This is a genomic window from Streptomyces sp. NPDC127092, from assembly GCF_042722475.1.
Classification (GTDB): Bacteria; Actinomycetota; Actinomycetes; order Streptomycetales; family Streptomycetaceae; genus Streptomyces.
Genome location: NZ_JBHXFE010000264.1, coordinates 1 through 1,013 on the forward strand (window position 1 = coordinate 1; position 1,013 = coordinate 1,013).

At 71.8% G+C, this 1,013-nt stretch carries 2 protein-coding genes; both read right to left on the reverse strand.

Translation table 11 applies throughout. From position 1 onward, the window contains the following. Positions 1-84 precede the first annotated feature (84 nt). Positions 85-600 (reverse strand): amino-acid N-acetyltransferase, encoded by a 516-nt coding sequence (locus tag ACFWJO_RS39540; RefSeq protein ID WP_002856080.1) that lies wholly within the window; start codon positions 598-600, stop codon positions 85-87. A 96-nt stretch (positions 601-696) separates the two neighbouring features. Beyond that, positions 697-879, reverse strand: coding sequence for an Rv0909 family putative TA system antitoxin (locus ACFWJO_RS39545; protein ID WP_061867596.1), 183 nt, complete (start codon positions 877-879; stop codon positions 697-699). Between the last annotated feature and the right edge of the window lie 134 nt (positions 880-1,013).

The window sequence follows — 1,013 nt, forward strand, 5'->3', positions numbered from 1 at the left end:
GGCTGCTGGCCCGGGGCGCCGACGGCGGCCTCACCTTCCCGGCCTGACCTCGCCGGGGCCTGGGGCGGCCCGCGGTGCGGCGGCTCAGAGGCGGCGGATCATCCGCGTGTTGCCGAGCGTGTTCGGCTTGACCCGGGCGAGGTCCAGGAACTCGGCGACGCCCTCGTCCGTGGAGCGCAGCAGTTCCGCGTAGACCTCCGGGTCCACGGCGGACTGGTCCGCCATCACCTCGAAACCGTGCCGGCGGAAGAACTCGACCTCGAAGGTCAGGCAGAAGACCCGCTCGACGCCCACGGCCCGCGCACGGTCCAGCAGCTCCTCGATGATCAGGTGCCCGACGCCGGTCCCCCGGTGGGCCTCCGAGACGGCGAGGGTGCGGACCTCGGCGATGTCCTGCCACATCACGTGGAGGGCGCCGAAGCCGGCCAGGGTCCCATCCGCCTCCTCGGCGACCACGAACTCCTGGATGGCCTCGTAGTAGGCCACCGCCTCCTTCTGGAGCAGCACGCGCTCCCGCGCCAGCGGCTCCACGAGCGCCTGGATGACCGGGACGTCCTGGGTCCGCGCCGAGCGGAGGGTGAGGGGGCGGTCGGCAGGCATGGGGTCCAGTCTAGGCACTGACATCCCGACCCCGGACAGACGGGAGCCCCCGTCCCGGCGGACCGGGTGGGGGCTCCCGCGGCGTCGACGGCAGGCTCAGGCCTGCTGCTCGCCCTCGTCCCCGGACAGGAACTTCTCCTGCGCGCCGTCGACACCCTTGTTCACGGTGTCGCCGTGCTCGCCGAGCTTGTCGCCGTGCTTCTCCTGAGCGTTGTCCACGGCCTCGTCGATCTTGTCCGAGTGCTGGTTTGCGAGGTTGTTCAGGTCACCGATACCCATGGGCGGCCTCCTTCTTCTCGGGGGCTGCCCCGCAGCCGTCCCGGCGAGCGCCGGGTCGAAGCGGAGACAGGACCACCGTCGAGCGGTCACAGACCACAGTGGCACCGATCCCGCCGCGAGGGAACCCCTCTCGT